The organism is Pseudomonas sp. GW458-11-26-14-LB4, assembly GCF_059423925.1.
Window position 1 is genome coordinate 1 of sequence record NZ_JBWKYU010000005.1, and the last position, 22893, is coordinate 22893.

Consider the following 22893-nt stretch of genomic DNA (forward strand, 5'->3'; position numbering starts at 1 on the left):
ATTAATACCCCTCCCCCACTCAAGGACCCGAGCCCCACAATGAAATTCGACCTCGCCTACTGCCTCAGCCTCGACGACAAACTGTCGATCTATGACGTTCGCGATCTCAATTTCGATGAGACGGTGGCGTTCGATTCTGCGAAGGAACATTTCCAGTGCCCCAACGACGCCTGTCGTGCGGCGTTCGATGCTTCCAACGAGTTGGGCACGTTCAACGCAAAGAACGTGAATTACGTGCGCACGCCGCACTTCAAGAATCTGCCCGGTACGCAGCATGTGGCGGGTTGTCCGTATGTGAGTTTGAAGACGTCGGCGTCGGGGGTTGAGGCGGCCGATGGGGAATCGGATGACGGTCGGGAGGAGCATTTTCCGTCGGAGTTGTTGCTGACGCGTCGTGAGTATGTGCGCAAGCCTGCCGCGCCTGCGGGGGCGGCGGATGTGTTGCGGGATGATCCGGTGCGGGTGGCAACTGCCCCCTCAAAAGAGTCGCCGAGTCGTGAGACGGCGCCGGACAAGACCAGTGTCTTCGCTCACCCCGTGGAGTGTTTTGTGTCGAACTTCGCGGACAAGGATTTGCTCAAGCGCATGCCGTTGAAGATTGGCGAGCATACGGCGCCGTACAGTTCGTTCTTCAAGAAGATCGAGTACTTGATGGACAACAAGGGGCTGATTTACTGGGGCCGGATCAAGAAGATCGAGGACTTTCACAGCGCCAGTTTCCGGATCGATTTCGAGGACAAGGTCTGGTTCAAGAAGCCGGATGACAGCAAGAAGAAGCCTTATCCGGTCAGTGTCTATCTCAACAAGAAGCTGATCGACAACTACCGCAAGCGCAAGGCGTTTCTGGAAGAGATCAAGCACGCGATCGACAGCGACAAGGAGTTGTTCTGCTTCTTCTATGGTGTGACGCCGGAGTTGAAGCAGGTGCCGGGCAAGAAGAACCCCGAAAAGCCTTTCGAGGTCTTCAATGCCAATATCGAGAACCTGGATCACTTCATTATTCGTGAAGCGCCGGGTCTGGCGTGATGGTTAGCCCTGGGGCAGTTGCAGTTGGACGGCGCCGGGGTGTTGCTTGACGACTGAGTACGGCAGGATCGACCAGTCGGGTTCATCGCAACCACGTTGCACTCGCGGGAAGTACGGCCCCAGGTAAATGCCCTTGGCGGTGAAATACCAATCGAAAACGCCCCAGACGTTTTCATCGTTGTAGTCGCAGCTGTCTTCATCACCTTCGGCGGGCTTCTTCATTTCGTCGGGATACAGCGAGGTGAACTGCTTTATAAGCCACCGCGCAAACTCCTCCCTCTGTTCGCCTTCGCTTGTTCCAGTCGAAGTACCTTCACGACCACCCACTGCCAAAACGTCTTCCAGCTTTATCGCTTGCCCAGTATGAGCATTGAGATTGATCGGGGAGTTGCCGACATCCGGATGCGCGCCGCCACAGTCGTAACCGGTGTTGATGTTCAGGCTGACGATATCGGACGACAGAAACGTGGGGGCGACGCTTTGCCATTGCTCGGCATTCTCACCACCTTGCAGCATGCAGGCGTGATAACTGATGACCTCTTTCCAGAGCCGTCCCAACAATTGCTCGTTGATCCGCTGTTGCTCCTGTTTGGGATAACCGGACTCAATACTAAAGAAAGAGATTTTCGACTCCGGCTCCGCCCACCATTGCAGCTCGTAGCCCATGAAGTTGTCTTTCTTCCCCGGTTTGAGCTTGAGCCCCTGTAAGCGCAAATACTCGTAGGGATCGTCTTTCGGCAAAGTGGCAATGAAAGGCAACGTCGTTGCAGTTGGCGCTGGAAGTTTGGCCTCGACCAGTTGTACCGGCAGCTTTTTGCCCTTCGGGTTTTGCCATTCGCCCTGCCAACCGTTGGCGGTGGACTTCAGCTTGAGAGTTGGCAACGGCTTGTCGTCACCGTAATGATTGTTGCCCTCGACCAACGTCAGCGTGCTGTCCTGCAACGCGCCACTGAGGGGCAGATCGCGGTGGTACTTCTCGTAGAAGTAACGACCGGTCACTTCATCCGGCTGCTGGGTATTGAGCTCGACCACAATCGGCGTCTTGCCCAGCGTGCCGGTGAACACACGTCTGCCGTCGTCAGCCTGAGCAGTAGAAAGCAGTGAAAACAGCACGGCGGTGTATGGCGCCAGGCGCAACAGTCCCTTGAGCATGGATCGATCCCTGAGTGAGTCGGAGGTCGCGCCGGGACGTGAGTGCCGGCGCTGGTAAATGCGGGGCGGATTATGGCGGGGGTTGTTTAAGTAATCGAGTTTTGTCGGTTGTACTCTTCCAGCCAGGCTTCGCGCTCGACTGCTGCGATCTCCCGATACACTTGCATGCGGCGCGTCTTGGCCGCTTGAACTTCGCCCTCATCCAGAGCGCAATAACGACGAAGCCAATGAACGGTCATCTCCTCATCCGGGTAGTAGTAACCCTTGGCGCCCTTGCTGTTTCTCGGGGTGTCGTTCATCTGCGCGTCGAACACCATGGCTGCGACTTCATCAGGCGGTAAACAACCTGCCCCTGCGGCCTTGTCCTGGAAGACCCAGGCAATTTCATCGATGTGTTTCTGTGCGCTGCGATGGCTGCGGCGATAGAACTGCTGCGGTCGACACATCCACTGGAATCGCTCAATCAACGGTTCAATATCAATCCACTCGGAGAGCCCGTGATGGGTTGCATGAAGCATGACACCGTTGAACCAGCGATCAGCGAATTGCCCCACAAATGCATTCAGATCGGCCTTTTTCATGTCGGCGAAAACCATGCAATAGCGAGTCTTGATATGCATGGCGAACAGCACATGCTTTCGTTGCACGGTGATCGCATGCACCAGCCACTGTTCGACACCACTGTCCATCTCATCATCTTCGATGGTTGATGACGGCGGGGCGAAATCCACCGGGGTGATCTTTTTGCCTTGGTGGACACGACTGAAGAACTTGCTGGCAGCTTCGGTGCAATTGAAGATCAGCATCCTTGATCTCTGATAAATACTGGGGACGATGGATTATGGGTCTGTCGGTAGACGATTACTTCATCGACATTCCCAACATCACAATAACCAACAATCCAATATAAACCCAAGCATGCACCCGATCCGGTATCCGCCCGATCCACGGCGTGGCCAGTCGAATCCCCAGCAACGATCCGAGCGTCAGCACCGCAAACGCCAGCAGATCCACATACCCGACAAACCATGGCCCGAGGTCTGTCTCGCTAAATCCAGCCATCACCATGTAGGTCAGCGTCCCCGCCAATGCCACGGGCACGCTCAACGGATTGGCCATCGAAGTCGCCTGAGACATGCTCAACCCGCAACGCCGCAATAACGGCACGGTCATGACGCTTCCTCCTACACCGAGGAAGGTTGCGATGGCGCCGATGCCTACACCGCCGCCGGACGTTTCCACCGTTCCCAGTCGCCGTGGGATAACGCCTTCGGATTGCGTAAGAAAGCCGCGTCGCAGCAGGCAATCGATAATCGTCACGCCGAGGTAGGCGATGAAGGCATAACGAATGACTTCGCCGCTGACCCACACTGCTGCGATTGCGCCGACGACCGCGCCCAATCCGATGAATCCGCCCAAGGGCCACAGGTAATCACGGATGAGGTTGCCGGCGCGGCGATGTTTGTCGGTGGCGACCAGGGCGTTGACGATCATCACGCAGGTCGAGGTGGCGACGGCGATGTGCATGGCGGATTGGCTGATGGGGTCGTCGGCGCCGTGGCTCGCGGTGAGCATGCGGTACAGCAGCGGCACGACGACGAATCCGCCGCCGAAGCCGAAGAGCACGGCGGTAACGCCGGTCAGGCAGCCGAAGAGTGCCAGCAGGAGGTAGAACATGGCGCGTCGTCCGTTGTTGAGGAGCGGTCGACGATAGAGCGGCAGCGCTTGGCCTGCTTCAGCAACCGAGCCAATAATGTTTGCGTTTACGCCAATCGCTGGATGCCGCTCGATGCGCAATGTTTCGATCAATCTGCTGGATGACACACCGCGCCCGGTGGTGGCGATCGGTACGGATTATTCCCACGGCTATCTGTTGCCACGTCATACACATCGGCGGGCGCAATTGTTGTACGGCGCGACCGGGGTGATGCAGGTCAGCACGCATGATGGCAACTGGGTGGTGCCGCCGCAGCGAGCGGTGTGGATTCCGCCGGGTGTGGCGCATGAGGTGTTGATGCTGGGGGTCAGCACGCGCAGTTTGTATATCGAGCCGGGGGCGGTGGATCTGGGCGAGCGTTGTCAGGTGATCAGTGTGTCGCCGTTGATACGGCACTTGCTGATGGAGGCCGTGGAGTTGCCGCTGACCTATGACCTGACCGGGCGTGATGGCGTGCTGGTCGACTTGTTGTTGCATGAATTGCTGCGCAGTGCACCACTTCCGTTGCATATCCCTCTGCCGTCTGACGGACGACTGCTCGAGCTGTGTCAGACCTTTCTGCATCAGCCGAATGCCCACCAATCCCCCCAGCAATGGGCCGATCAGCTGCACGTAAGCTTACGTACCTTCAACAGGTTGTTTCGTCAGCAGACTGGCCTGAGCTTCAGTCAATGGCGCCAGCGCGCCTGCGTGGTACTGGCGCTGGCACGGCTGGCGGCGGGTGAAGCGGTGACGCGGATTGCCTTGGATTTCGGCTATGACAGCCCGGCGGCGTTCTCGACGATGTTCCGTCGCATCCTCGGTCAGGCACCGTCCGTCTGGTTAGAGGCGGCGAACTAGGGGAAATCAAAAAATGCGTTTGATCCCGGCCGAAAACAACTGTACAAAAACACAGTACATTTTCCATCAGCACTCTCGAGCCCGGAGCACACCATGGCCTCTTCAGCGATGAACCTCATCCTCGAACGTATCGCCCTTTTCCAGTTCACCCCGACCCATTGCGCCCAGGCCCGAGGGATGTTGGGCTGGAGCATTGAACAGTTGTCGCGGGAGGCCAAGGTTTCAGTAGAGGACATTCAGCGGTTCGAAGCGCAGCAGGAAGTGGCGGATTCGGCGCGGCTGGCGTTGACCTATCGGTTTGAGGCGCAGGGATTGGTGTTCTTTCCGGGGTTTGCGCCGGGGCGATCGACAAGCAATGGTTCGACAGCTGAATCAGTGCGTGGGGATTATGCGATGGCGGAGTGATTCGGTTCGCCTCATCGAGGCGAACCTGCACCGGTGAGTCAGGCTCCTTGCACCACCGCCTCACTCTCCCCTTCAACCGCCAACCACCACGCATTCCCTCTTTGCGGCTGTGCCAGGTTGAAAGCCTCGCCCATTTGTGGCGTGGTGATGGAAACACTGCGCTCCCAGGCCAGCGCAAGAATGCGGTCGAACGGTTCATGCCACGCATGCATCGCCAGGTCGAACGTGCCGTTGTGGATCGGGAACAGCCAGCGCCCCTTGAGATCGATGTGGGCCTGCAGGGTTTCCTCAGGTTGCATGTGCACGTGGGGCCATTCAACGTTATAGGCGCCAGTCTCCATCAGGGTCACGTCGAACGGGCCGTACTGTTCGCCGATGCGTTTGAAGCCATCGAAGTAGCCGCTGTCGCCGCTGAAGAAGATGCGTTTGTCGCCGTCGATGATGACCCACGAAGCCCACAGGGTCTGGTTGCCATCGAACAGGCCGCGCCCGGAAAAGTGCTGCGACGGTGTGGCGATGAAGCGGATGCCGGCGACTTCTGTGCCCTGCCACCAGTCGAACTGGCGGATTTTGCTGGCATCGATGCCCCACTTGATAAGGGTGTCGCCGACACCCAGCGGGGTCAGGAACACGTTGACCTTGTCCGCCAGTTTCAATACCGCTTCATAGTCGAGGTGGTCGTAGTGGTTATGCGACAGGATCACCGCTTTGATCGGCGGCAATTCATCGATGCTGATCGGCGGCTGATGGAAGCGTTTCGGCCCGGCCCATTGCACCGGCGACGCACGCTCGGCGAACACCGGGTCGGTGATCCAGAACTTGTCCTGCAGTTTGAGCAGCAAGGTCGAGTGACCGAGGCGATAGACGCTGTGGTTCGGCGCCGCGATCAGGTCGGCGCGGGTCAGTGGCTGCACTGGAATGGCCGCCGCCGGCCGGGTGTTGCGCGGTTTGTGGAAGATCATGTTCCACATGATCCGCAGCATTTTGCGCAAGCCTTCACGCTGCACCGGCGCGTGGTTGCGGAATACACCTTCGGCCTGACGCGAAGGTTCAGGTGATTGACTGCCCGCAGAAGCAATGGATTTGGCCATGACTGAATGACTCCGGAAACACCGCGCAATTCACGGCTTTCCACGGTGGGACGATAATGGCCAAAGCACGCACGCATCAGCCGGACATCTGTTTTTAGGTTGCACCGATTAACCCAGCATTACACTGAGCGGTGTAGTTTCTAGGTTGCAACAAACCGGATGACAAGTAAACTGCCGAGTGTAATTTCACCCTTTTTCTGCCGAATCGAATTTATGACAGCTCCAACGCGCCTCACCGACCGCAAACGCGAAGCCATCATCCTCGCGGCCATTTCCGAGTTCCGGGCCAACGGTTTCGAAGTCACCAGCATGGACAAGATTGCGGCCACTGCCGGGGTGTCGAAGCGCACGGTGTATAACCATTTTCCGAGCAAGGAAGAGCTGTTCGCCGAAATTCTCAACCAGTTGTGGGCACGGATCAGCACCGAGCAAGCCGTGTCATATCAGCCCGATCTGCCTTTGCGTGAGCAGTTGCGCCAAATGCTGTTGGCCAAACTGCAAATGATGGCGGACGACAATTTCATGAATCTGGCCCGTGTCGCCATCGCGGCCGCGATCCATTCGCCGGAGCGCGCGCAGAACATGGTGGCGCGTATGGGCGAACGTGAGGAAAGCGTGACGGTGTGGATTCGCGCCGCCCAGGCGGACGGTCGGCTGAAACCGGTCGATCCGGAGTTCGCCGCGCATCAAGTGCAGGGATTGCTAAAGACCTTTGCCTTCTGGCCGCAGATCTCCATGGGCCAGCCCTCGCTCGACAGCACAGCGCAAAATGCCGTGGTCGACTCTGCACTGGACATGTTCCTGGCTTGCTATCAGCTCTAGATTGGGCCTGCGCCACGGTAAATGGCTCACAAGGACACTGAATTTTCCCGCTGGAATAAATGACAATGTCTGTCATTGGCCGATGAACGGTCAGTCTGAAGAATTACACTGCAAAGTGTTTCAGAATGAATCTGGCGCAGAACACCATGGAAAACCAACGCGGCAAAGGCTTGTCATTCGCCAGACGCATTTACCTGCCACGCGCCATCGGGCTGGGCATCGGTTTCTTCAGTGTGGGCGCGGCGCTTTATCCGTTGAACATGCCGTCCTGGCTCTGGACCTTGTTGCTGTTTAACGGCTTTCTCTGGCCGCATGTGGCCTATCAATGGTCCACCCGCTCGGCCTTTCCCTATCGCGCCGAACGCCGCAACCTGCTCTATGACTCGGTGTTTGGCGGTTTCTGGACCGCGTGTTTTCAGTTCAATCCGCTGACTACCGTCACCATCCTGTCGATGATGACCATGAACAACGTGGCCGCCGGTGGCGTGCGCCTGTTCTGGCTCGGCGCCCTCGCCCAGGTGATCGGCGTGCTGCTGGGCTGGTCATTGTTCGGCGTCCATTTCACCCTGACGGCCACGCAGACTCAGGTCTGGGCCTGCCTGCCGATGCTGACCCTTTATCCGCTGGCGCTGGGCATGGTCTGTTACCGGTTAGCGATCAAACTCGCCGAGCACAAACGCAGCTTGAGCGCCCTGAGCCGCACCGACAGCCTGACCGGCCTGCTCAACCACGGCGCCTGGAAAGACCTGCTACACCTCAAGTTCCAGCAGTGCCGGCAACACAACTCACAAGCCATTCTGGCGTTGATCGACATCGATCATTTCAAGTCGATCAACGACAGTTACGGACACATCGTCGGCGATGCGGTGCTGCGGCAATTGAGTCACGAGCTGAAATTCGTACTCGACGAAAGCAAGCTGGCCGGGCGTTACGGTGGCGATGAATTCTGCGTGATCCTGCCCAACCTGCCCCTGAGCAAGGCTGAAGCGCTGATGGAGCAACTGCGTCAGGCACTGGATCGATACCGCCATCCCGACGTTTCCGAGCTGCGGGTCAGCCTGAGTATCGGGCTTGCTCGCTATCAAACCTCTTACGCCGATGCCCTTGAGTGGTTCGAAGAGTCCGACAAGGCGTTGTACACGGCCAAGCACATGGGACGTAACACAATCAGCGTAGCGTTGAGCCGAACACCCGCCTGAAAAACTTGTACAAAATTGAGAAAAATCGATTTCTTGTACAAGTTTATAAAGTTTTGTATAAGTTAATCCGCCAGCCGGGATGCTGGCACACTGCTTCCAGCCATTGATATATCTGGCTGGCTGACGCGGAAACAGGGACCCCACCTTCAGTCCTATTTCCAGAGTGCCATGAACATGATTTTCAACCGCCACAAGACTGCCCTCGTCGATCTCCAAAACACCATCAACCAACAAGCCGGCCTGCTGGAGGCGATCAACCGCTCCATGGCAGTGATCGAATTCGACGTCGACGGTGTGGTTCTGCGCGCCAACGACAACTTCCTGAAAACCATGGGTTACACCCGCGAACAGGTGATCGGGCAGCCCCATCGCCATTTCTGTTCTCCAGAGTTTGCCCGTGGCAATCAGTACACCGAGTTGTGGTCGCGATTGAAAAGTGGCCAGTTCCAGTCTGGCACCTTTGAACGCATCGACAGCCAGGGCCGTCCGATCTGGCTCGAGGCCAGCTATAACCCGATCAAGGATGACTCGGGCCGCGTGGTGAAAGTGGTCAAGTACGCCATGGATGTCACTGCCAAAGTGCAGCAGGAAAGCGAAGCCAATGCGAAATTGCAGGCGATCGACCGCGCCATGGCGGTGATCGAATTCGATCTCGACGGCAATATCCTCACCGCCAATCAGAATTTTCTGACGCGCATGGGTTACACCCTCGCCGAACTCAAAGGCAAACATCACCGCTTGTTCTGCCCCGCACAACTGGTCAACAGCAGCGCCTACCAGGATTTCTGGCGCCGGTTGAATCAGGGCGAACTGTTTCAGGGCCAATTCGAGCGCGTCGACAAACGCGGGCAGACCGTGTGGCTTGAAGCCAACTACAACCCGGTCTACGACGCCGCCGGCCGCTTGTGCAAAGTGGTGAAGTTCGCGTCGGACGTGACCGCCCGGGTCGAACAGCACGAGCAGGATGCGCGCAGTGCCAGCGCCGCCTATCACATCTCGGTGGCCACCCGAAAAGTCGCCGAGCAAGGTACGCAAGTGATTCAGCAAGCGGCCAGTGAAATGCGCGAAATTGCCGACGACATCGCCGAGTCTTCAACCTTGATCGCGCAGCTCGGCGAACGCTCCGAGCAAATCACCGCCATCGTCAACACCATCCGCGCGATTGCCGATCAGACCAATCTTTTGGCCCTGAACGCTGCAATCGAAGCCGCCCGAGCCGGCGAGCAGGGTCGCGGTTTTGCCGTGGTGGCCGATGAAGTGCGGCAGCTGGCAGCGCGCACCAGCGGCTCCACTGCGGAAATTTCCAACATGATCAGCCTGATCCAGACCGAAACCCGTCAGGCGATCAAGAGCATGGACGGCACCCGCGGGCGAGCAGCGCAAGGTGTTGAGTTGGCGGATCAGGCCGGCACGGTGATTTTGCAGATCCGTGACGGCGCCAGCGAAGCGGTGGAAGCCGTGAGCATGTTCGCCAATGACCGCGCGCCGGGTTAAACACGATCACGGCAATCGCAACGCCCGCCCCAGTTCATCGAACAGCGTGACCACCGAGCGCAACGCGCGGCAGTCCGGGCGGGTCAGCAGCCACAGCGCGGTGTCGTAACCGTGCAAGGGTTCGCTCAAGGCCTGCAGCCCTTCATTGATGAGAAAGTCCGGCAACGCCGCCACGCCCAGTCCGGCGCGGACCAGTTCGGTCACGGACAGCATGCTGTTGCAGCGATAGCTCGGCGTCACACCGGGCAACTGCTGACGGCGCCAGACGACGGTCGGGTGATCGGGCAGAAAGTCGTCCGGGGCGATCCAGGTCAACGCCGCAAGATCGGCCGCTTCAACATTTTGTAGATAACGCTGACTGGCGCAGACCCGGTAGGAAATCTTCGCCAGCTCCCGTCCGACCAGATGCTCCGGCGGTGTACGTGTCAGGCGCAGGGCGATGTCGGCATCGCGGCGGCTGAGGTTGGCGAAATCGTTGGAAGTGCTCAGCTCGATGGTCAGCGCCGGGTAGTTCGGCATGAACTGCGCCAGCGCCGGCAGCAGCAGACCTTGCAACACCGAGTCGGTACAGGTCAGGCGCACCGTGCCGCTGACTACTTCGCCGCCCTGCTCCACACCAATACGCGCAGCTTCGAGTGCCTGCTCGGCGCGTTCGGCCTGCTCGGCCAGGGTTTGCGCGAGGCTGGTGGGCAGGTAACCGGCGCGGCTTTTTTCGAACAGTTGCTGACCGAGTGACGCTTCCAGTCGGCGCACGGCGCGAAACACCGTCGACACATCAACCCTCAACAGCTGCGCGGCCCGGGCCAGAGAGCCGCCGCGTACTAAAGCGAGGATCAGGGCCAGATCCGGGAAGTCGAGTTGATATTGCGTGGCTGCATTGATCACTTGGGCAAACGCCAATTTAGAGTGCGTGAACGCCAATCTATAGTGAGGTTCATTCCTCAACAAGCACAGCGAGTACTCATGGAATCCAGAGCCCTGCGCATCGCCCTGATCGGTGATTTCGATCCGCAAGTCACCGCCCACCAGGCCATCCCGGTTGCCCTCGGACTGGCGGCGGAACACCTTCGCCATCCGGTCGAATTCGAATGGTTGGCCACCGACCGAATCCTGCCCGAGACGCCGCTGGAACAATTCGACGGTTTCTGGTGTGTCCCGGCCAGCCCCTACAAAAGCGAAGACGGTGCCCTGCGAGCCATCCGTTTTGCCCGCGAGCAACAGCGACCGTTCCTCGGCACCTGCGGAGGTTTTCAGCATGCGGTGCTGGAGTTTTCCCGCCACGTGCTGGGCTGGGCCGACGCCGAACATGGCGAAACCTCGCCTGACTCGAGCCGCGCAGTGCTCACACCGCTGACCTGCTCTCTAGTGGAAGCGGTGGACAGCATTCATCTGGTGCCCGGTTCGTTGATCGCCAGTGCGTACGAAATGTCGGAAATTCGTGAAGGCTATCGCTGCCGCTACGGTGTGAATCCGCAATTCGAACGGGAGTTGCTGACCCATGAACTACACGCCGTAGGTCACGATTCGTCAGGCGACTTGCGCGCCATTGAACTGAAAAACCATGTGTTCTTCGTCGCCACACTGTTCCAACCGGAACGCGCAGCGCTCAAGGGGCAATTGCCGCCGCTGGTGCGGGCATTTGTTGAAGCCTGCTCGGAGCAATGTCGATGAAACCGAACACTGAGTGTTTCGCCGTGATCTTCACTTCGACCCGTACCGAGGGTGACAACGGCTACACCGAAGCGTCCGAGCGCATGATGCAGTTGGTCGCCGAGCAACCGGGGTTTCTCGGCATCGATTCGATCCGGGGGGCAGACGGGGTGGGAATTACGGTTTCGTACTGGGAGAGTGAGGCGGCGATTCTCGCCTGGCGCGAGCATCCGGAGCATCGGGTGATTCAGGCGCGCGGGCGGGCTGAGTGGTATTCGGCGTTTCAGACGCGGGTGTGTCGTGTGGAGCGGGAATATCGGTTCGGCCAGTGAGTATTGAGGTGTACTCACTGGCCCTTTCGCGGGCTTGCCCCGGGCGGCGGTCCGACGAAGAGGCCGGAACAGTCGCTGCAGAACCTCAGCCCTTCACCAGACAACGCACCGCCTCAATCTCCGGCACTTCGCGTTTACTCATGTAAACCCGCAACGGCTCGGTGATGTTGATCCGGTCATCGATGTTCTGATCCAGCAGCAACTGGATCAGTTCGCGCTTGAGGGTCATGGTCTGTTCGGTGGTCGGTGCCCAGACGAATTCGCTGCACGGAATGATGCCGTCATCGGCCACGTCCATGCCGAACGAGTCCTCACTGAAGCGCACGATGTACTGTCCGGTCTTGCGGTTGAGGCCGACGAAGCCCTTGAGGTCGTCGGCGGCCTGGCAGATGAGTTGCGATGTGATGCGCATGGTAAACCTCACAAGAGTAATCGAAGGTTTACACGCAGGGCATTGAGGCGCGCCCTCTGCCGGGGCGGTTGCCGTGGCCAAGCGTACTGCAAACGAACGCACAAAAGTGCGCAAATTTTCGCTTTCAGTACGTTTATGTCGGTCTTGCGATAGCACGTTTTCGTTTGAGTTGCTAAAAGGGACATCTTCGAAAATACCTGCGAAAGGACCTCGACATGCCCGCCACCTTCACCAAAAGCGCACTGCTGCTGAGCCTGATACTCGGCCTCGGCCAGGCCCACGCCGCCAGCCAGCCAAACCCGGTTGCGCTCGCTGCCTCCGAGGGCATTCCGCACCCGGCGGTGATCGCCCACCGTGGCGCGTCCTTCGATGCCCCGGAATCCACCGCCGCCTCCTACAAACTGGCGCGCGACCTGGGTGCCGATTACCTGGAAATGGACTTGCAGCGCAGCAAGGACGGCGTGCTGTTCGCCCTGCACGACGACAATCTGCAGCGCACCACCGACGTCGCCAGCAAATTCCCGGAGCGCAAGGACAGCCCGGCCAATGCCTTCACCATGGCCGAACTGAAAACCCTCGACGCCGGCAGCTGGTACAACGCCAAGTACCCGGATCGCGCGCGCCCGTCCTACGTCGGTCTGAAGATTCTGACCCTCGACGAGATCATCGACATCGCCCAGGCCAACCCAAAGCACAAACCCGGCCTGTACATCGAAACCAAGGAGCCGAAGCTGTTCCCGGGGATCGAGCATGACCTGAAGGAAAAACTCCAGGCCCGCGGCTGGCTGGTTCCGGCCGGCGCCAAACCGGCTAAAAACGTCGCCAGCGTCGGCGAGAGCAACGGCAAGGTGATCCTGCAAACCTTCGAGAAGAGCAGCCTGGAAATGCTGCAAAAGGAAATGCCGCAGGTGCCGAAGATCCTGTTGCTGTGGGTGGGTGAAGGCAGCATCGAGCCGAAGTCCAAAGTGACCTTTGCCGAATCCGGCGAGAAGGACAAGAACGCGTTCTACGGCAAGCAAGAGCCGAAATCCGAAGCCGAGTTCAAGCAGTGGATCGACTACGCCAAGGCCCAGGGTGCAATCGGCACCGGCCCTTCGGCAAAGCTGACCCACGGCGGCGATCAGAGCTATTCGGATCTGGTGCAGCCATGGATGAACAAGTACACCCACGACAAGGGCCTGCTGGTGCACGTCTACACCGTGGATGAGCCAGTGGACTTCGAGAAAGTCATGGCCGCTGGCGTTGACGGCATCTTCACCAACCGCGCCAGCGAACTGCTGAAATTCTACAAACGCCCGGCCGCCGCCAGTGTGGATCAGGTGCTGAAGAACAACGGCTTCTGATCTGTAAATCAGGGCGTCAGTATCGCGAGCAGGCTCGCTCCCTCGGGGAGGTCGGCCTGCCCGCTGCGTTTTAAGGGTGAGTTAAGTTGCAGCGATTAACCTGAACTCACTTAAACGAATCACCCAAAGGAATAACCGATGAAAACCCTGACTGCCCTGTTTACTGCTGCCGCCCTGACCCTCACCGCTGGCCTGGCCCAGGCTGACGTTCGCGTTGACCAGATCCCTGAACTGGTCAAGTCCGGCAAGATCAAGTCGCTGGAATCGATGAACGCAGAAGCGCTGAAACTGCATCCGGGTGCGACCATTACCGACACGGATCTGGATAACCACTTCAATGGTTATGAGTATGAAGTTGAGTTGCGTACTGCTGATGGCAAGGAGTTTGATGTGGACTTCGATGCAACGACTGGCAAGGTGCTGAGCGACAAGCAAGATACTTGATTGACTGATAAGACAAAGCCGCACGACTTTTGGGTTGTGCGGCTTTTTTGTGTCTGGCGTTTGACGAAGCTCTTGCTGCGCCTGTGAGATTTACCCCCTCACCCCAGCCCTCTCCCCCAGGGGGGCGAGGGGGAAAGGGAGCCGATCTTCATGCTGTTCAAACCTGAGTTCGACTGAAGACTCTCAACTCGACGTAGCTCAAGTATTAACTCCGACCGAACCCTTCCGATGTAATGGGAAAGCCAGGGTGAAAGGAAAGGGAGCCGATCTCCATAGGTTTCAAAACCTGAGTTCGACACAAGATTTTCAGGTCGATGTATCTCGAACATTCAACTCGATCGGTCCCCTCTCCCTCCGGGAGAGGGCTAGGGTGAGGGGAAAAGGCTTCACGCGGTCGTACTGACCAACGAACCGGAAGTACCGCTATCCGAATCCTGCAACGCCGCCAACAACGCCGCCGTCGCCGTCTGCAATGAAGCCGACGTCGTCGCAATCTGCGACTGCGCCGCCGCAACATCCGCCGCCTTGGCATCCTGACTTTCCTGCTTCGCCTGAGCCGCTTGCAGCGCCTTTTGCTCTTCCTGCAACTGCTTCTGCAACTCGGCAATCTGCTTGCGCAGTTCTTTCACGGTATCCGATTCTTCGCTGCTGGAACTGCTGTCCCCCGCCGGCGCCGCACCGCCGCCCGCCGCCACTTTGCTGGTATCAGCTTTCACACCGGTGCTGGCCGCCGCAGTGGTCGAGGTGTCGTCACCGGTGTCGGCAATCGAGGTTTTGCTGGTGGGTGTGGTGACGGTCTGATTGATCGAAACAGACGTGATGCTGACCATGGGAAATCTCCAATGCCGGTTATAGATAACCGGGCATCGGCGGCGGTCTGCACGAATTGAGATCGACTGTGTACCGACTCGGTAACCGAACCGGTACACAGTCACTGGCCGGTCAGACGCTCAGGCGAGCGGTGACGTCGTTCAGTTGGCCGGACAGGCCGTGCAGGTTCTGGCTGGCGCTTTCGGTGCGCTGCACGTTGTCGAGGTTGGTGCTGGCGATCGAGGTGATCTCGGTCAGGTTGCGCGAGATGTCTTCGGCGACCGAGGTCTGTTCCTCGGCGGCGGTGGCGATCTGACGGTTCATGTCGCGAATCGCTTCCACCGCGTGGGTGATGCGCTCGAGCATGGCGCCGGCCTGGGTCACTTGCTCGACGCTTTCATCGCTGCGGGTCTGGCCACTGTCGATGGCCTGGGCCGCGTCCACCGCGCCGGTCTGCACGCTGTGGATGATCTGGTTGATCTCGATGATCGACTCCGCCGTACGCTGCGCGAGGTTGCGCACCTCATCGGCGACCACCGCAAAACCACGCCCGGCCTCACCCGCGCGTGCCGCTTCGATGGCGGCGTTGAGCGCCAGCAGGTTGGTCTGCTCGGCGATCCCGCGAATCACTTCCAGCACCTTGCCGATGCGCCCGCTGTCGGCTTCCAGACGACGGATCACGGTGGCGGTGTTGGCGATTTCGCCGCGCATCTGGGTGATGCTGTGAATGGTGCTCTGCATGACCTTCTCGCCCTGCTGCGCGGACTGGTCGGCATCGTCGGCCGCACGTGCAGCGTCAGCCGCATGACGGGCGACTTCCTGGGCGGTGGCGGACATTTCGTTCATCGCCGTGGCCACCTGATCGGTGCGGTTGAACTGCTCGTTGGTGCCGCCGGCCATCAGCGTGGCGATGGCGTTCAACTCGCCGCTGGCACTGTCCAGATCCTTGGCGCTGCGTTGCAGATGATTGAAGGTTTCGGCGAGGAAATCGCGCAACGTGTTGGCCGCTGCGGCCAGGTTACCCAGCTCGTCCTGACGGTCGCTGGACACACGCTCGACCAGACGCCCCTTGCTCAACTGGGTGACGTAGTCGATGAGTTTGCGGATCGGCTCGACCAGGTTGCGGTTGACCAGCCACAGGCTGAGCAGACCGATCAGCAAGCCTGACGCGAGCATCACCAACAGCCCCAGCCACACGGTGCGGTCAGCACTGGCGCTGATCTGCGCCGATTGCTCGGTGCCCTGCTTGCGCAACTCGGCCACCAGTTCGCTCATCTGGTCACTGGCGGCACGGTCGACGCCTTTGACAGCGGCGTCGCCCGCAGTCGGATCAGCACCGGCGGCGACGTAGGCATCACGGCCCTTCTGGTACGCAGCACCAAGCAGACGGTGTTCTTCGCGCAGGCGATCAATGCGGGTTTTCAGCGCAGGCTCGAGGCCTTTCTGGTTGGCCAGCTCACCGAGGATGCCCTGCACATCGCGCTGACGGTCTTCGAACTGGCCCCAGTACTTGGCCAGATCCGCCGGTTGCTTGCCGCGCAGCAGAACGTTTTTCCACTCCTGAACCTGCACCTTGAATTGCAGGTTGGCTTCATCGATCAGTTGCGAGGTGTGCAACGGACCTGCGATCAATTGGCTGTAGTTCTGCACGCCGTTGGACAGGAAATGAAAGCAGGCCAGCGCGATCAACAGCATCGCCAGCAGGCTGCCGCTCAGCAGGGCGAGAATTTGCGCTCTCAGGGATTTTTGCAGCATCACAGGTACTCAGGACAGGGATGAGGCACGCCCGGTAAGACGTGAATTGTTGCCGGACATCCGTGTCGGCGGACCTTGGCTCATGGCGAAGGCGCGCAACCTAACTCATGCGTGATCGGCGTTCCAGCGCCCTTCTTGAGAAAAATCCGACCGCCGGTAACGCATTGATTTGACGTCATTTTGCTGTCACACAAGCGTCATGTGACATTGCGATGATGCCGCTCAGGTGAATCTGCAAATCCCGCGACAGACGCCTCCTCGCAGCGAGCCTTCATGAACCACAGCCTCGATATCAGTCATCGTGATCCTGACCTGTTCGGCCTGCTTTACGGCTTTCGGTTTCGCCCCGGCGAACGCGGGCGCGAGGTGGATTCGGCGACCGCCCTGCGCTGCCTGCAAGACGATAGCGACAGCGATGAATTTCTCTGGCTGCACCTGAACCTGGCCCACGCCGCGTGCGAGCGCTGGATGAAAAGCCATCTGCAATTGCCGGAAGAGTTTTTCGAAGCGCTGCACGAAGGTTCGCGCTCGACCCGCATCGAGCATGTGGATTCGGCGTTGCTGGCGGTGGTCAACGATGTGGTGTTCAACCTCAGCAGCATGGTGTCATCAGACGTGTCGACGCTGTGGGTCTGCGTGCGCAGCAAACTGATCGTCAGTGCGCGCCTGCAACCGCTGCACTCGGTGGACAAGCTGCGTTCTTCGGTGAAGTCCGGCGAGTGCTTTCGTTCGCCGCTGGAACTGCTGGTGCACCTGCTGCGCGATCAGGGCGAAGTGCTGACCCAGATCGTGCGCAAGACCAGCATGAGCGTCGATCAGGTCGAGGACGAATTGCTGTCCTCGCGACTGTCGACCAACCGCGCCGAACTCGGCGCCAACCGGCGGGTGCTGGTGCGCCTGCAACGGCTGCTGGCGCTGGAACCGGGTTCGCTGCTGCGCCTGCTCAACCGGCCGCCGCCGTGGTTGCAGAAGGAAGACGTGAAGGAGTTGCGCAAGTCCACCGAGGAGTTCGCGCTGATCATCAACGACCTGACCGCCCTCGGTGAGCGGATCAAGCTGTTGCAGGAAGAGATCGCCGCCAACCTCAACGAACAGAGCAACCGCACGCTGTTCACCCTGACCGTGGTCACGGTGCTGGCGCTGCCGATCAACATCATTGCCGGTTTCTTCGGCATGAACGTCGGCGGCGTGCCGCTGGCTACCGATCCGGAAGGGTTCTGGATTCTGGTGGCGCTGGTGGCGACGTTCACCGTGATCGCCGGGCGCTGGGCGTTTCGCAAGCGGCGGGATTACTAAGCGCCGATCTCCTGTGGGAGCGAGCTTGCTCGCGAATGCGGACACCCGGATGACATCTCCTTTGCTGACACACCGCAATCGCGAGCAAGCTCGCTCCCACAGTGTTACTGGCTGAATTCGGATCAGTGGATCGGCTAATAGACCGAACACTGATCTGTCGCAGCCTCTCTGTAATATTTAGCAACGATCATGGGCGACACTCCTTCCCCCGCTCAGGATTGTCCTCCCATGGCTACTCCCTCCCTGACCGCCAGCCCGGCCCCCGCTGCCAGTGGCAGGCCGGCCCTCGACAAGAAAACCGGCCCGTTCACCTACGTAGTGTTTTTCGCGGTACTGGCGATGGGGATGCTGTTCACCGCCTACAGCCTGATGCACGACATGCACGAACTCGGCACGGTGGTCACCACCTGGACGCCGTTCCTGCTGCTCGGCGTGGCGTTGTTGATTGCGCTGGGCTTCGAGTTCGTCAACGGTTTCCACGACACCGCCAACGCCGTGGCCACGGTGATCTACACCCACTCGCTGCCGCCTAATGTGGCCGTGGTGTGGTCGGGTTTCTTTAACTTCCTCGGGGTGCTGCTGTCGAGCGGCGCGGTGGCGTTCGGCATCATTGCGTTGCTGCCGGTGGAGCTGATTCTGCAAGTCGGTTCGTCCGCCGGTTTCGCGATGATTTTCGCCCTGCTGATCGCGGCGATCCTGTGGAACCTCGGCACCTGGTGGCTGGGCCTGCCGGCCTCGTCGTCGCACACGCTGATCGGTTCGATCATCGGCGTCGGCGTGGCGAATGCCTTGATGCACGGCCGCGACGGCACCAGCGGTGTGGACTGGGCTCAGGCAACCAAGATCGGTTACGCGCTGCTGCTGTCGCCGCTGGTGGGCTTCGGTTGTGCGGCGCTGTTGCTGCTGGCGCTGCGCGCGTTCGTGAAGAACCGTTCGCTGTACAAGGCGCCGGAAGGCAACACCCCGCCACCGTGGTGGATTCGCGGTCTGCTGATCCTGACCTGCACCGGCGTGTCCTTCGCTCACGGTTCCAACGACGGCCAGAAAGGCATGGGCCTGATCATGTTGATTCTGGTCGGCACCCTGCCGATGGCTTATGCGCTGAACCGCACCATGCCGGAAGAACAGTCGCTGCAATTCGCCGCTGTCGCCCAAGTGACCCAGCAAGCGCTGGTGAAAAGTGCGCCACTGCCGGCACCGGCCGATCCGCGCGCTGTGCTCTCCGACTACGTGCGCAGCAAGGAAGCCACGCCGCAACTGATCCCCGCCCTCGCCTCCCTGACCGGACACATCGGTGAAGAAGTCAAAGGCTACGGCTCGCTGGCGAAAGTCCCGGCCGAGGCCATGGGCAACGTGCGCAACGACATGTACCTGGCCAGCGAAACCATTCGCCTGATGGACAAGAACAAGGTCGGTACCTTCGACGCCGACACCAGCGGCAAGCTGCAACTGTTCAAGCAACAGATCGACAACGCCACGCGGTTCATTCCGCTGTGGGTGAAAATCGCCGTGGCGATTGCCTTGGGGCTGGGCACCATGGTCGGCTGGAAGCGGATCGTGGTCACGGTCGGCGAGAAGATCGGCAAGACCCACCTGACCTACGCCCAGGGCGCTTCGGCTGAAACGGTAGCGATGCTGACCATCGGCGCCGCCGACATGTTCGGTCTGCCGGTGTCGACCACTCATGTGTTGTCCTCGGGCGTGGCCGGGACCATGGTCGCCAACGGTGGCGGCTTGCAGATGAAGACCATCCGCAATCTGCTGATGGCGTGGGTGCTGACCTTGCCGGCGGCGATTCTGCTGTCGGGCAGTCTGTATTGGCTTTTTACTCAGATTTTCTGATCGACCCGAATCCCTGTGAGAGCCGTTGCTCCCACAGGGATTTGCGGCAGGAATCAGAGCGTCGAGCGAATCAAATCCCCCAGCCAATCCATGAACACCCGCACCCGCAACGGCAGATGCCGCTGCCTCGCGTACAGCAGTGAAATGCCCATCGCCGGCGCGGTGTATTGCGGCAGCACGGTGACAATCTCGCCGGTATCCAGATAGGTGTTCATCCCGGTTCGCGGTACCTGGATCAGACCAAACCCGCCAAGGCATGCCGACTCGTAGGCATCGGTGCTGTTGACCGTCACACTGCCCGCCATTGGCACCCTGTGAACCTGCCCATCCTGCTCGTAGACAAACCCATCCGAACGCGAACCCAGCACACCGACGTAATGCACCAACCGATGCTGCGCAAGATCTTCCAGACTCTGCGGCACCCCGTAGCGTTCAAGATACGCGGGGCTGGCGCAGTTGATCATGCTGAAGTCCCCCAGATGCCGCGCCACCACCGACTGATCGGGTTGAGCGCCGATGCGCACCACGCAATCGAAACCTTCGGCGAGCAGGTCGACCCGGCGATCGGTGCTGCTGATTTCCAGCTCCAGATTCGGATGACGCGCCATGAATTCCGGCAGCTTCGGCATGATCAGCCGTCGCGACAGAATGTTCGGCATATCGACCCGGATCCGCCCGGTCAGCGACGCTTCGTCCTGGCGGAACAGGTTCTCGATTTCGTCCATGTGCGACAGCAGATCCTTGCTTCGCTCGTACAGCGCAAGGCCGTCCTGAGTCGCCTGGACCTTGCGCGTCGTGCGTTGCAGCAGCCGCGTGCCGAGCAGGGTTTCAAGCGCCTGTACCTGCTCGGACACCGTTGAACGCGGCAGCCCGAGACTCTCCCCCGCCATCGTGAAACTCGACAATTCGCTGACCCGGACGAAGGTGCGCAGCAGTTCCAGTTTGTTCATGGGCCACCCATTGATTGTTCGTAAAATCCGACCAGTGATTCCGGTTTCAGTCTGTTTATCACCTCACAGCGGATAAATAAACTGTGCCCCATCAACCGTCACTGCCATCGAGGAAGACCCATGAACCGCAAAATCGCATTGATCACCGGTGCCAGCCGTGGCCTCGGCAAGAACGCCGCCCTGCACCTCGCCGCGCAAGGCGTGGACATCATCGGCACCTACAACAGCCGCGCCGATGAAGCCCAGGCGCTGGTGCAGGAACTGGAAACCCTCGGCGCCCAAGCCGTGATGCTGCAACTGGATGTCGGGCGCAGCGAAGGCTTTGCCGATTTCGCCGTGCGGGTCGAGCAGGCGCTGCAACAACTTGAACGTCCGCGCTTCGATTTCCTGATCAACAACGCCGGGATTGGCGTGCATGCCTCCTTCGCCGACACCACGCCGGAGCAGTTCGACCTACTGATGAACGTGCAGTTGAAAGGGCCGTTCTTCCTCACTCAGCAACTGCTGCCGCTGATCAACGATGGCGGGCGGATCATCAACATCTCCAGCGGTCTGGCCCGCTTCACCCTGCCGGGTTACGCGGCTTACGCGGCGATGAAAGGCGCGATGGAAGTGCTGACCCGTTATCAGGCCAAGGAGCTGGGGGCGCGGCAGATCGCCGTGAATATCCTGGCACCGGGCGCCATCGAAACCGACTTCGGCGGCGGCGCGGTGCGCGACAATTCGGCGTTGAATGCGATGGTCGCCAGCAACACCGCGCTGGGCCGTGCCGGGCAGCCGGATGACATTGGCGGTGCGCTGGCGCTGTTGCTGTCGCCGGGGGCGCAGTGGATCAACGGTCAGCGGATTGAAGCGTCGGGCGGGATGTTTCTCTAAACCCTGCAAAAACCCAGGACAAAAAAATCGCAGCCCTCACAGGCTGCGATTTTTTTTCAGTTCTGGCAGACGCTGCGCATCACCAGCCGCTCGCGCACCACGTCATAACCCCAGTGGTAGATGTAGGTGTACGGCAGGAAGAACAGCAGCACGCCGATGTCGAGCAGGAACGCCTGCCACAGACTGACCGACAGCCACCAGGCAATCAGCGGCACGCCCATCACGATCAACCCGCCCTCGAACAGCAGCGCGTGCGCCACTCGCACCCAGGCATTGTGAGCGATGTTCCAGCGCTTGAGCATCCGGTCGAAGAAGCCGTTGAACACCACGTTCCAGCCCAGGGCCAGCAACGCGATTGCGATGGTGACGGCGCCCATTTCGACCAGCGGTTTGCCCATGATCCACGCCAGCAACGGGGTACAGATCAGGATCGCCAGCAGTTCGAAACCGATGGCCTGGAAGATACGCTCAGTGATGGATTTGTTGGCAGTCATGGCCGAAGTCCTCTGTGAAGATGGTTGCCATGATCCAGCACCGAACCGATACTTCATAACCAATAACCATCGATCAAGGCGATAGTTCATGGCATCTCAGGAAGTGTTGCTGGCGTTTGTCCAGGCGGCGACTCAAGGTTCGTTTTCGGCGGCGGCGCGCAAACTCGGGCGCAGTCAGTCGACGGTGAGTGCGGCGGTGGCCAGTCTTGAGATCGATCTGGATCTGGTGCTGTTCGACCGCAGCAGCCGCAAGCCGACGCTGACCCCGGCCGGCCACGTGATGCTACAACGGGCCGAGGCGATTCTGTCCGCCACCAGCCGACTGGAAATGACCGCCCGGCAATTGGCCCAAGGTGTTGAGCCGAAACTCACGGTGGCGATTTCCGACACTTATCAGTCCGACCGTTTCGAAGCCGCATTGGTGGGTTTCGAGCAGCGTTATCCGGATCTGGAACTGGAATGCCTGATCGCCGAGTGCGATGACCTGGTCGAACTGGTGCAGCGCGGTCGGGCGCACCTGGCGTTCGCCGAGATGCAGGACAACTACCCGCCGGATCTGGCGAGCGCGACCGTCGCCGAGCGCACTGAAATCGCCTTGTTTGTGGGTCGTGGGCATCCGTTGGCGACTCAGGAATCCATCGATCAAACGGTCCTTGAGCAGCATCGCGAACTGCGCCTGGCCACCATCGTCAATCCCTATGACAGTCGCGGCAAAGGCCGGGTGTGGTCGGCACCGAGTTACCTGATGCTGCTGGAAATGGCCGAGAAAGGTTTTGGCTGGGCCCCGCTGCCACGCTGGCTGGTGGAGCGTTTCGGCAATGATTTGCTGGTGGAACTGAAGGTGCGCGGCTGGCCGAAACCGGTGTTCGTCGATGCGCTGTGGTCGCGGCTGTACCCGCCGGGGCCGGCGGGGAGCTGGTTGCTGAGCAAGATGCTGGAATAG

Annotated in this window: 23 protein-coding genes and 3 pseudogenes; 15 read left to right on the top strand and 11 right to left on the bottom strand. The window is 59.8% G+C overall.

All coding sequences use genetic code 11. The annotated features are described in order from the left end of the window. The first annotated feature begins 39 nt into the window (after window positions 1-39). Window positions 40-1026, top strand: coding sequence for a hypothetical protein (locus AC07XZ_RS08210; protein WP_102687302.1), 987 nt, complete (start codon window positions 40-42; stop codon window positions 1024-1026). A 3-nt stretch (window positions 1027-1029) separates the two neighbouring features. On the opposite strand, the gene AC07XZ_RS08215 is transcribed toward AC07XZ_RS08210, so the two are convergent. The 3 genes from AC07XZ_RS08215 to AC07XZ_RS08225 all read right to left on the bottom strand — a co-directional run bounded on the left by AC07XZ_RS08215 (window position 1030) and on the right by AC07XZ_RS08225 (window position 3855). Next, the gene (locus tag AC07XZ_RS08215) at window positions 1030-2178 is read right to left on the bottom strand and encodes a hypothetical protein (protein WP_102687301.1); all 1149 of its coding nucleotides are present in this window, start codon (window positions 2176-2178) and stop codon (window positions 1030-1032) included. A gap of 86 nt (window positions 2179-2264) precedes the next feature. Then, complete coding sequence (locus AC07XZ_RS08220) at window positions 2265-2984, bottom strand: DUF6933 domain-containing protein (protein WP_102687300.1); 720 nt, start codon at window positions 2982-2984, stop codon at window positions 2265-2267. A gap of 55 nt (window positions 2985-3039) precedes the next feature. Further along, window positions 3040-3855 (bottom strand): sulfite exporter TauE/SafE family protein, encoded by an 816-nt coding sequence (locus AC07XZ_RS08225; protein WP_102687299.1) that lies wholly within the window; start codon window positions 3853-3855, stop codon window positions 3040-3042. Between the two features lie 112 nt (window positions 3856-3967). On the opposite strand from AC07XZ_RS08225, the gene AC07XZ_RS08230 reads away from it, so the two are divergent. Together AC07XZ_RS08230 and AC07XZ_RS08235 are read left to right on the top strand one after the other, a co-directional pair. After that, the gene (locus AC07XZ_RS08230; RefSeq protein ID WP_102687298.1) at window positions 3968-4735 is read left to right on the top strand and encodes an AraC family transcriptional regulator; all 768 of its coding nucleotides are present in this window, start codon (window positions 3968-3970) and stop codon (window positions 4733-4735) included. A gap of 93 nt (window positions 4736-4828) precedes the next feature. Continuing rightward, the gene (locus tag AC07XZ_RS08235) at window positions 4829-5140 is read left to right on the top strand and encodes a Cas5 family CRISPR-associated protein (RefSeq protein WP_085745142.1); all 312 of its coding nucleotides are present in this window, start codon (window positions 4829-4831) and stop codon (window positions 5138-5140) included. A gap of 38 nt (window positions 5141-5178) precedes the next feature. Here AC07XZ_RS08235 and AC07XZ_RS08240 read toward each other — a convergent pair whose 3' ends face one another. Continuing rightward, on the bottom strand, window positions 5179-6231 hold the full coding sequence (locus AC07XZ_RS08240; protein ID WP_102687297.1) for an MBL fold metallo-hydrolase: 1053 nt from the start codon (window positions 6229-6231) through the stop codon (window positions 5179-5181). Between the two features lie 213 nt (window positions 6232-6444). On the opposite strand from AC07XZ_RS08240, the gene AC07XZ_RS08245 reads away from it, so the two are divergent. The 4 genes and pseudogenes from AC07XZ_RS08245 to AC07XZ_RS08260 form a co-directional block, all read left to right on the top strand. Further along, entirely contained in the window at window positions 6445-7053 is a 609-nt protein-coding gene (locus AC07XZ_RS08245) for a TetR/AcrR family transcriptional regulator (protein WP_085745144.1), read from the top strand. Between the two features lie 146 nt (window positions 7054-7199). Next, the gene (locus tag AC07XZ_RS08250; RefSeq protein WP_102687306.1) at window positions 7200-8252 is read left to right on the top strand and encodes a diguanylate cyclase; all 1053 of its coding nucleotides are present in this window, start codon (window positions 7200-7202) and stop codon (window positions 8250-8252) included. A gap of 264 nt (window positions 8253-8516) precedes the next feature. Beyond that, window positions 8517-9200, top strand: a pseudogene (locus AC07XZ_RS08255) (PAS domain-containing protein); the annotation flags it as partial. Window positions 9201-9308: 108 nt separating this feature from the next. Continuing rightward, window positions 9309-9746, top strand: a pseudogene (locus AC07XZ_RS08260) (methyl-accepting chemotaxis protein); the annotation flags it as partial. 6 nt (window positions 9747-9752) lie between these two features. Here AC07XZ_RS08260 and AC07XZ_RS08265 read toward each other — a convergent pair. After that, window positions 9753-10667, bottom strand: coding sequence for a LysR family transcriptional regulator (locus AC07XZ_RS08265; protein WP_173892836.1), 915 nt, complete (start codon window positions 10665-10667; stop codon window positions 9753-9755). Between the two features lie 42 nt (window positions 10668-10709). Between AC07XZ_RS08265 and AC07XZ_RS08270 the strand changes: the two genes are divergently transcribed. After that, the gene (locus AC07XZ_RS08270; RefSeq protein WP_102687295.1) at window positions 10710-11417 is read left to right on the top strand and encodes a CTP synthase C-terminal region-related (seleno)protein; all 708 of its coding nucleotides are present in this window, start codon (window positions 10710-10712) and stop codon (window positions 11415-11417) included. Beyond that, entirely contained in the window at window positions 11414-11728 is a 315-nt protein-coding gene (locus tag AC07XZ_RS08275) for an antibiotic biosynthesis monooxygenase family protein (RefSeq protein ID WP_007951084.1), read from the top strand. The genes AC07XZ_RS08270 and AC07XZ_RS08275 overlap by 4 nt, the downstream gene beginning before the upstream one ends. A gap of 85 nt (window positions 11729-11813) precedes the next feature. Here the strand turns inward: AC07XZ_RS08275 and AC07XZ_RS08280 are convergent, their stop codons facing one another. After that, entirely contained in the window at window positions 11814-12140 is a 327-nt protein-coding gene (locus tag AC07XZ_RS08280; protein WP_085745148.1) for a DUF2025 family protein, read from the bottom strand. 215 nt (window positions 12141-12355) lie between these two features. Between AC07XZ_RS08280 and AC07XZ_RS08285 the strand changes: the two genes are divergently transcribed. Beyond that, complete coding sequence (locus tag AC07XZ_RS08285) at window positions 12356-13483, top strand: glycerophosphodiester phosphodiesterase (protein WP_102687294.1); 1128 nt, start codon at window positions 12356-12358, stop codon at window positions 13481-13483. Window positions 13484-13621: 138 nt separating this feature from the next. Next, entirely contained in the window at window positions 13622-13927 is a 306-nt protein-coding gene (locus AC07XZ_RS08290) for a PepSY domain-containing protein (protein ID WP_102687293.1), read from the top strand. Between the two features lie 386 nt (window positions 13928-14313). On the opposite strand, the gene AC07XZ_RS08295 is transcribed toward AC07XZ_RS08290, so the two are convergent. The 3 genes and pseudogenes from AC07XZ_RS08295 to AC07XZ_RS08305 form a co-directional block, all read right to left on the bottom strand. Beyond that, window positions 14314-14757, bottom strand: a complete 444-nt coding sequence (locus tag AC07XZ_RS08295; protein WP_102687292.1) for a hypothetical protein — start codon at window positions 14755-14757, stop codon at window positions 14314-14316. Window positions 14758-14869: 112 nt separating this feature from the next. Next, the gene (locus AC07XZ_RS08300; protein ID WP_371924007.1) at window positions 14870-15637 is read right to left on the bottom strand and encodes a methyl-accepting chemotaxis protein; all 768 of its coding nucleotides are present in this window, start codon (window positions 15635-15637) and stop codon (window positions 14870-14872) included. Between the two features lie 165 nt (window positions 15638-15802). Beyond that, window positions 15803-16492: pseudogene (locus tag AC07XZ_RS08305) on the bottom strand (methyl-accepting chemotaxis protein); the annotation flags it as partial. A 273-nt stretch (window positions 16493-16765) separates the two neighbouring features. On the opposite strand from AC07XZ_RS08305, the gene AC07XZ_RS08310 reads away from it, so the two are divergent. Both AC07XZ_RS08310 and AC07XZ_RS08315 read left to right on the top strand, forming a co-directional pair. Next, window positions 16766-17788 carry a transporter gene (locus tag AC07XZ_RS08310; RefSeq protein ID WP_064598851.1) on the top strand — a complete coding sequence of 341 codons (1023 nt, stop codon included), beginning with the start codon at window positions 16766-16768 and terminating at the stop codon, window positions 17786-17788. A 228-nt stretch (window positions 17789-18016) separates the two neighbouring features. Next, complete coding sequence (locus AC07XZ_RS08315) at window positions 18017-19630, top strand: inorganic phosphate transporter (RefSeq protein WP_102687290.1); 1614 nt, start codon at window positions 18017-18019, stop codon at window positions 19628-19630. A gap of 53 nt (window positions 19631-19683) precedes the next feature. Here the strand turns inward: AC07XZ_RS08315 and AC07XZ_RS08320 are convergent, their stop codons facing one another. Then, window positions 19684-20580 carry a LysR family transcriptional regulator gene (locus tag AC07XZ_RS08320; protein WP_102687289.1) on the bottom strand — a complete coding sequence of 299 codons (897 nt, stop codon included), beginning with the start codon at window positions 20578-20580 and terminating at the stop codon, window positions 19684-19686. A 120-nt stretch (window positions 20581-20700) separates the two neighbouring features. Between AC07XZ_RS08320 and AC07XZ_RS08325 the strand changes: the two genes are divergently transcribed. After that, a complete protein-coding gene (locus AC07XZ_RS08325) occupies window positions 20701-21456 on the top strand; it encodes an SDR family NAD(P)-dependent oxidoreductase (RefSeq protein ID WP_102687288.1) in 756 nt (251 codons plus the stop codon). A gap of 56 nt (window positions 21457-21512) precedes the next feature. Here AC07XZ_RS08325 and AC07XZ_RS08330 read toward each other — a convergent pair whose 3' ends face one another. Continuing rightward, a complete protein-coding gene (locus AC07XZ_RS08330; protein WP_085745155.1) occupies window positions 21513-21950 on the bottom strand; it encodes a multidrug/biocide efflux PACE transporter in 438 nt (145 codons plus the stop codon). A gap of 88 nt (window positions 21951-22038) precedes the next feature. Here AC07XZ_RS08330 and AC07XZ_RS08335 point away from each other — a divergent pair, with 88 nt between their 5' ends. Continuing rightward, window positions 22039-22893 (top strand): LysR family transcriptional regulator, encoded by an 855-nt coding sequence (locus tag AC07XZ_RS08335; protein WP_085745156.1) that lies wholly within the window; start codon window positions 22039-22041, stop codon window positions 22891-22893.

Coding starts and splice junctions, on each gene's coding strand:
- AC07XZ_RS08285 (WP_102687294.1), top strand. CDS start 12,356: ATGCCCGCCACCTTCACCAAAAGCGCACTGCTGCTGAGCCTGATACTC.
- AC07XZ_RS08325 (WP_102687288.1), top strand. CDS start 20,701: ATGAACCGCAAAATCGCATTGATCACCGGTGCCAGCCGTGGCCTCGGC.
- AC07XZ_RS08295 (WP_102687292.1), bottom strand. CDS start 14,757: ATGGTCAGCATCACGTCTGTTTCGATCAATCAGACCGTCACCACACCC.
- AC07XZ_RS08220 (WP_102687300.1), bottom strand. CDS start 2,984: ATGCTGATCTTCAATTGCACCGAAGCTGCCAGCAAGTTCTTCAGTCGT.
- AC07XZ_RS08225 (WP_102687299.1), bottom strand. CDS start 3,855: ATGTTCTACCTCCTGCTGGCACTCTTCGGCTGCCTGACCGGCGTTACC.
- AC07XZ_RS08230 (WP_102687298.1), top strand. CDS start 3,968: ATGCGCAATGTTTCGATCAATCTGCTGGATGACACACCGCGCCCGGTG.
- AC07XZ_RS08315 (WP_102687290.1), top strand. CDS start 18,017: ATGGCTACTCCCTCCCTGACCGCCAGCCCGGCCCCCGCTGCCAGTGGC.
- AC07XZ_RS08240 (WP_102687297.1), bottom strand. CDS start 6,231: ATGGCCAAATCCATTGCTTCTGCGGGCAGTCAATCACCTGAACCTTCG.
- AC07XZ_RS08275 (WP_007951084.1), top strand. CDS start 11,414: ATGAAACCGAACACTGAGTGTTTCGCCGTGATCTTCACTTCGACCCGT.
- AC07XZ_RS08235 (WP_085745142.1), top strand. CDS start 4,829: ATGGCCTCTTCAGCGATGAACCTCATCCTCGAACGTATCGCCCTTTTC.
- AC07XZ_RS08335 (WP_085745156.1), top strand. CDS start 22,039: ATGGCATCTCAGGAAGTGTTGCTGGCGTTTGTCCAGGCGGCGACTCAA.
- AC07XZ_RS08320 (WP_102687289.1), bottom strand. CDS start 20,580: ATGAACAAACTGGAACTGCTGCGCACCTTCGTCCGGGTCAGCGAATTG.
- AC07XZ_RS08330 (WP_085745155.1), bottom strand. CDS start 21,950: ATGACTGCCAACAAATCCATCACTGAGCGTATCTTCCAGGCCATCGGT.
- AC07XZ_RS08290 (WP_102687293.1), top strand. CDS start 13,622: ATGAAAACCCTGACTGCCCTGTTTACTGCTGCCGCCCTGACCCTCACC.
- AC07XZ_RS08280 (WP_085745148.1), bottom strand. CDS start 12,140: ATGCGCATCACATCGCAACTCATCTGCCAGGCCGCCGACGACCTCAAG.
- AC07XZ_RS08245 (WP_085745144.1), top strand. CDS start 6,445: ATGACAGCTCCAACGCGCCTCACCGACCGCAAACGCGAAGCCATCATC.
- AC07XZ_RS08210 (WP_102687302.1), top strand. CDS start 40: ATGAAATTCGACCTCGCCTACTGCCTCAGCCTCGACGACAAACTGTCG.
- AC07XZ_RS08310 (WP_064598851.1), top strand. CDS start 16,766: ATGAACCACAGCCTCGATATCAGTCATCGTGATCCTGACCTGTTCGGC.
- AC07XZ_RS08270 (WP_102687295.1), top strand. CDS start 10,710: ATGGAATCCAGAGCCCTGCGCATCGCCCTGATCGGTGATTTCGATCCG.
- AC07XZ_RS08300 (WP_371924007.1), bottom strand. CDS start 15,637: ATGGCCGGCGGCACCAACGAGCAGTTCAACCGCACCGATCAGGTGGCC.
- AC07XZ_RS08250 (WP_102687306.1), top strand. CDS start 7,200: ATGGAAAACCAACGCGGCAAAGGCTTGTCATTCGCCAGACGCATTTAC.
- AC07XZ_RS08215 (WP_102687301.1), bottom strand. CDS start 2,178: ATGCTCAAGGGACTGTTGCGCCTGGCGCCATACACCGCCGTGCTGTTT.